Raw genomic sequence first — 6077 nt, forward strand, 5'->3', positions numbered from 1 at the left:
CGAAACGGAGGTCGCCTGAAACACCCCGATCCACAGGTATTGACAATTCCTCGCCGCTGTGATAACCGACGCGGTGATTACCGGCATCGACGACGCTCCGCTGGTCGACAGCGGGAACGTCTATCTAGGCGCAGTCCCAGGACACTGGACACTGGGCCGCTTCAGTCGGGATGTTGAGATCAACGGCGGTCAAGTTGACCCTACAGAAGATCCCTGGGCAGACATGATTCTCGTCGCACCGAACCACGTTGAAAGCGGCACAGGCGCCATCATCGGTAGAGAAACGGCGCGTATGCAAGGTGCTGACAGCGGGAAGTACGTAGCATCGGCAGGGCAACTGCTCTATTCGAAGATCCGGCCGGCGCTTAACAAGGTAGCTGTGGCTGACGAGGACTGTTTGACCAGTGCTGACATGTATGCCATGTCCAGTCGCAAAGACGATGATCACCGCTACCTGCAGTACTACATGCTCGCACGCCCGTTCCACACCTTCGCGACCCTGGCGTCTCAACGTGTGAAGATGCCCAAAATCAACCGAGAGGAGCTCGGTGAAGCGCCGTGGCTCCGTCCCCCGATCGACGAGCAGCGCAGGATTGTTGCGTACATCGATGAGCAGACATCGAAGGTCGACACACTGATCGCCGAGACCGAGCGGTTCATCGAGCTCGCGCGGGAGCGCCGGTCGGCGCTGATCACCGCAGCGGTAACCGGGCAGATCGACATGCGCGGGGAGGTAGCCTGAAACATGGCACAGCACAACGAGATCGAGTTCGAGAAGGAGATTGCCGAGTACCTCGCCGCCCACGGCTGGCTGTACTCCCCGAACGACACCGGCTACGACAAGGAGCGGGCGCTGTTCCCCGGAGACGTGCTCGGGTGGCTGGCGGACACGCAGCCCGACCAGCTGGCGAAGGTGGTCAAGCCGGGCTCCAAGGACCTCGCCAAGCAGCAAGAGCAGCTGCTGGACCGGATCGTGAAAGTCCTTGATACACCGTTGGAGAACGGCGGCGGCACCCTGAACCTGTTGCGGAAGGGGTTCTCGCATCTGGCGGCGAAGTTCCAGATGTGCGTGTTCCGGCCGGAGTCCACGCTCAACTCGAAGCGCAACGCCGACTACGCCGCGGTGCGGCTGCGGGTGATGCGGCAGGTGCACTTCTCCACCGCCGACAACCGGTCGGCGGACCTGGTGTTCTTCGTCAACGGCTTGCCGGTCGCGACCGCGGAGCTCAAGACCGACTTCACCCAGACCGTCGCCGACGCGATCACCCAGTACCGCACCTCCCGCCTGCCGAAGGACCCCGCGACCGCGAAGCGGCAGCCACTGTTCGAGTCCGGCACGCGGGCGCTGGTGCACTTCGCGGTGTCCAACGACGAGGTGTGGATGACCACGCGCCTGATCGGTGAGAAGACGCACTTCCTGCCGTTCAACCGCGGGACCGAGGCCGGTGGTGCAGGGAATCCACTGAACCCCAACGGTTCACGGACCTCGTATCTGTGGGAACGGGTCCTGCAGCGCGATGCCTGGCTGAACATCCTGGGCCGCCTGATGTACATCAAGCACGAGACCTCGACCGACCCGATCAGCGGGAAGACCACCAAGTCGTCGACCCTGCGGTTCCCGCGGTTCCACCAGTGGGAGGCCGTCACCGAACTCACCGCCGCGGTCACCACCGAAGGCGTCGGGCACCGGTACCTGATCCAGCACTCCGCCGGGTCGGGAAAGACCGACTCGATCGCCTGGACCGCGCACCGAATGGCGCGCCTGCAAATCGACAACGAGAAGGTCTTCGACTCGGTCATCGTGGTCACCGACCGCAACGTCCTCGACGCGCAGCTGCAGGACGCGATCAAGCAGATCGACAACGACCAGGGCATCGTCGTGGCGATCGACCGCGACGAGGCAGCAAAAGCCGGGGGCTCCAAGTCCGGGTTGCTGGCGAAAGCGCTGACCGACGGCAAGCTGATCGTCGTCGTCACCATCCAGACGTTCCCATTTGCGATGAAGGAGATCCGCAAGAACAAGGGACTCAAAGGCAAGACGTTCGCCGTCATCGCCGACGAGGCCCACTCGTCGCAGTCCGGGCAGATCGCAGGCAAGTTGAAAGCTGTGTTGACAGCCGAGGAAATCGCGGACATCGAAGACGGCGGCGCCGTCGACGTCGAGGCGGTGCTTGCTGTCGAGGCCACCGAGCGCGCTGAGTCGGCGAACATCTCCTACTTCGCCTTCACCGCCACTCCGAAAGCCAAGACACTCGAGCTGTTCGGCCGCAGGCCTTCGCCCGATGAGTTGCCGGCACCGTTTCACGTCTACACCATGAAGCAGGCCATCGAGGAGGGCTACATCCTCGACGTGCTGACCGGATACCACTCGTTCAAACTGGCGTTCCAGATCGGGCAGAACGCCACCCACGCCGGCGAGGTCGACCAGGCCCAGGCCACCAAGGAGGTGATGCGCTGGGTCAAGCTCAACCCGCAGACGATCACCCAGAAAGCCGCGATCATCGTCGAGCACTTCCGCGCCAACGTCGCCGACCTGCTCGACGGGCACGCCAAGGCGATGGTCGTCACCGACTCCCGTAAGGCCGCTGTGCGCTACAAGCTCGCGATCGACACCTACATCGCGCAAAAGGGCTACGGCTACGGAACCCTGGTCGCATTCTCCGGCGTCGTGCAGGACGCCGAGTCCGGCCCCGACGACTTCTCCGAGGCCACCATGAATCTCGGTGTACGCGATCTGCGCACCGCATTTCAGGGTGACCAGTACAAGGTCATGATCGTCGCCAACAAGTTCCAGACCGGATTCGACCAGCCCCTGCTGTGCGCCATGTACGTCGACAAGATCCTCTCCGGTGTCACCGCGGTACAGACCCTCTCGCGACTCAACCGCACCTACCGCACCCCCTCGGGCGTGCCCAAGACCGCCGCGATGACCCAAGTCGTCGACTTCGTCAACGAGCCCGCGGCGATCCGGGAGGCATTCGAGCCGTACTTCACCGACGCATTCCTGGAAACCGAGACCGACCCGAACCTGGTGCACGATCTGGCCGTCAAACTCGACACCGCCGGCATCTACACCCAAGCCGAGATCGACCAGTGCGCAGAAGCATTCGTGAAAGGCAAGGGCAACAACGCCCTGGCCGCGGCGGTCGATCCCGGTAAGAAACGCTTCGCCGAGCGCTACCAAGCGGCACTGATCCACAACGGCGGTGAGGGCGACAAGGCGGCGTTGGCGGAGCTGGACATGTTCCGCAAGGACGTCGGATCCTTCGTACGCCTGTATGACTTCATGTCGCAGATCATCGACTACGGCGACCCGGGCCTGGAGAAAAAGCAGATCTACCTGCGCCACCTCGAACGGGTCATCCAGCCCGACAACTACACCGCACCTATCGACCTGACCGACGTTGTGCTCAAACAGGTCAAACAAGTCGACCAGGGCAGAATCGACATCAGCCTGGGCGCGCGGGTCGGACTGACTGGCGTGACCGCCGCGGGCTCCGGTGAGAAGCGAGACCCGAAGATGGTCGCCTTCCAGCAGGTCCTCGACAGACTCAACGACCTATTCGGATCCGAAGACTTCACCGAATCACAACGGGTCTCATTCCTCGAAGCTCTGCTGCGGGCCCTGCTCGACGACCACGAGCTGATACAGCAGGCGAAGGTCAACACAGCCAAACAATTCATCGAATCCCCCGACTTCGACGACGCCGTCACCGGTGCAGTCGCCGACAACCAAGGCGCACACGAGAAGATGAGCGACTACTTCTTCACTAACGCGCCCGGGCGGACACACCTGATCTCCGACATCGCGAAATGGTTCTATCAAGTTGTGGCGTCGGATGGTGAGGATCTTGCTTCGCGGTGACGAAAACGGTAGCGGCACTTGATCTGCCCCGCCGAATAGGCGGCGGGCGAGGGTCTGTAGTGGCCGATGCCCGAGCCGGGATTCATCTCGTCCTAGTGCTTTGCCCATTCGGCGAAGATGTCACTCAGCCGCCCGATATCGTCGACTGTCAGACCGATTAGGTGCAACCCATGACGGGCCGCCAGCTCGATCTTTTCGCTCATCTTTTTGGCGTATTCGGCATCGTTGGGCATACCCCACATCTCGACGAATGTGCCGTCCTCGAGTAGCCAGTCAGCCCGGCGGCGGGTGTTTGGGTTCAGCTGCGGGTCATAGGGATACCTTGGCTCGGGCGTGTGAACGATCCCGTATTGGGTGAAGAAGTCATCGACCGCCTTCTCTTGCAGGGACCGACACAGGTGTCCGTCGGCAGCTTTGAGGACGGTGCCGCGCGAGAGCCGTACGCCGTCGTCGGCCAGCCCGGCATCGATGAGGATGTGCGTCCAAGGAAGCTGGCCGCGTGTGATGGCAATACGCAGGAGCAGCCGGTGATCGATGTCGGCCGGCGACAGCGGATGCTGCGGATCTGCGCGGATCGTGGTCAGCTGGGACTCGACGAACGCCGCGCCGCCGAACTCGGCGTCAGCCAGGGCGCGGACCGCCACCGTTGCGCGAGCAGTTGCCCGGGCGAGCGTCGCCGCCATGTTCGGCAGACCAGCGACTGCCACGGCGAGGCACCGGTGACAGTAGGCGAGCGTCTGCGCGCACAGGGTCGTGCGGAACTCACCGGCCGACCGCTCGCAGACCCGGCACGTGCCGATCGTGTCGAGATAGGTGTGGCTGGGAAAGAGGGTGCCGCGGTGGGTGGTCAGTCGTTCCAGCAGTGCGGTGGGTTCGGGGCCCTGCTTGTGAGCTGGCTGGGCGATCCGTGCCAGCTCTGACTCCTGGAACAGTGTGTCCGGCACCTGGTCCATCGCGGCGGGGCTCAGCGGCCGGAAGGTGGGTTCAATGCTCATCTATTCGTAGGACAGGTCACGCAGGTGGCCGCGCCATACCCGCTCGCGCAGTGTCCATCTCAGCGGCGGCAGCCCGATGTCGTCGACCGGGATACCAAGGCGAGCGGCGAACGCACACGCGGGTGCGATCAGCCGCTCGTCTTCGACCCACAGTGTCTCGGTTGTCGGGTTGTACTGGGCGAAGGTCGTTCGTGATGAAGGTCCGTCCGGCTCGGCCCACCGCAGCTTCAGCCCACCCGGGCGCCAGTCCACACGCACGTTGGGGACGGCGCCGGGTTGCCATTCGGTGCTTACAGCTTCGCGTCGCGGATCCGTGGGCGCAGCCGCCGGCACACCTAGCTCGCGCAACCCGTCGAGCACGGCGGGGCGAAGGCGCTCGTCGTCGAGGAACAGGTAGCCCAGAGCGACAGATCCGATCGCGGTATCCCCGGCGCGCACGACCAACGAACTTGGCTGACCTGCCCTGCCTTCGCGTACTGCAACCGACAGCGGACCGAGAGGAGCGGCCTGCGCGGGGAATGTGCGTAACCGTTCGAGAACATGACTCGTGCGCTCTCGCCCTTCGATGTCGGGGTCAATGCCGCGCGCGATCAAAAAGCTGTGCACCGCGTACGCCAGCTCGGCGAATGAGGGTAAGGCGAGTGCGGCCTCACCGTAGGCACAAGGTAGGTCGTCTGGGTCGTCGAAGTCCAGGCCGTCGTAGTCCGCTTCATCCCGCTCGATAATGACGGTGCAGTTGACCTCACCGCCAGACATTTCAGCCAGCAGTGGGATCGCGTTGTCCGGCAGGTAGTCCAGGAGGCGGCGATACAGGAAACCCATGTGGCGGTCGTCGATGTCGCCGCCAGTGGCTCGCGGCCTCGCGACCGACACGGCATGCGGATCGTGCTCGTTGTCCGGGCGGGGTATGAGAGCGACAGGGGCCAGAGTCAGGGCCTGACCTTCGGGGCCCGCGTTGAACGTGTCCGCTGCGTAGCGCGCGAACCGCAGATATGCGTCATCCCAAGTGGTGAAGGAGAGCCCGTCATCGATCGAATCGCCTACCGGCGGAAGCGTGACCGTGTGGCCGTCCCACTCGATTGCGTAACCCAACGTGGCCTCCATTTGTAGTTCCGACGAGCCCGCACTATACGGATACGTACTGACAGACACCCGGACGAGTTGAGGAATTGTCAATACCTGTGGATCGGGGTGTTTCAGGCGACCTCCGTTTCGGT

At 63.4% G+C, this 6077-nt stretch carries 4 protein-coding genes; 2 read left to right on the forward strand and 2 right to left on the reverse strand.

Going from position 1 to position 6077, the window contains the following annotated elements; translation table 11 throughout:
* The first annotated feature begins 58 nt into the window (after positions 1-58).
* Positions 59-742 carry a restriction endonuclease subunit S domain-containing protein gene (locus K6T84_RS23590; RefSeq protein WP_329786966.1) on the forward strand — a complete coding sequence of 228 codons (684 nt, stop codon included), beginning with the start codon at positions 59-61 and terminating at the stop codon, positions 740-742.
* Positions 743-745: 3 nt separating this feature from the next.
* Complete coding sequence (locus K6T84_RS23595) at positions 746-3865, forward strand: type I restriction endonuclease subunit R (protein WP_329786967.1); 3120 nt, start codon at positions 746-748, stop codon at positions 3863-3865.
* Between the two features lie 92 nt (positions 3866-3957).
* Here K6T84_RS23595 and K6T84_RS23600 read toward each other — a convergent pair whose 3' ends face one another.
* Together K6T84_RS23600 and K6T84_RS23605 are read right to left on the reverse strand one after the other, a co-directional pair.
* Positions 3958-4818 carry a hypothetical protein gene (locus tag K6T84_RS23600; protein ID WP_329786968.1) on the reverse strand — a complete coding sequence of 287 codons (861 nt, stop codon included), beginning with the start codon at positions 4816-4818 and terminating at the stop codon, positions 3958-3960.
* Between the two features lie 42 nt (positions 4819-4860).
* Positions 4861-6077, reverse strand: a 1217-nt coding sequence (locus K6T84_RS23605; protein ID WP_329786969.1) for a hypothetical protein, incomplete at its 5' end; no start/stop codon positions are given.

This window comes from Mycobacterium zoologicum, from assembly GCF_020181635.2.
Taxonomy (GTDB): Bacteria; Actinomycetota; Actinomycetes; order Mycobacteriales; family Mycobacteriaceae; genus Mycobacterium; species Mycobacterium zoologicum.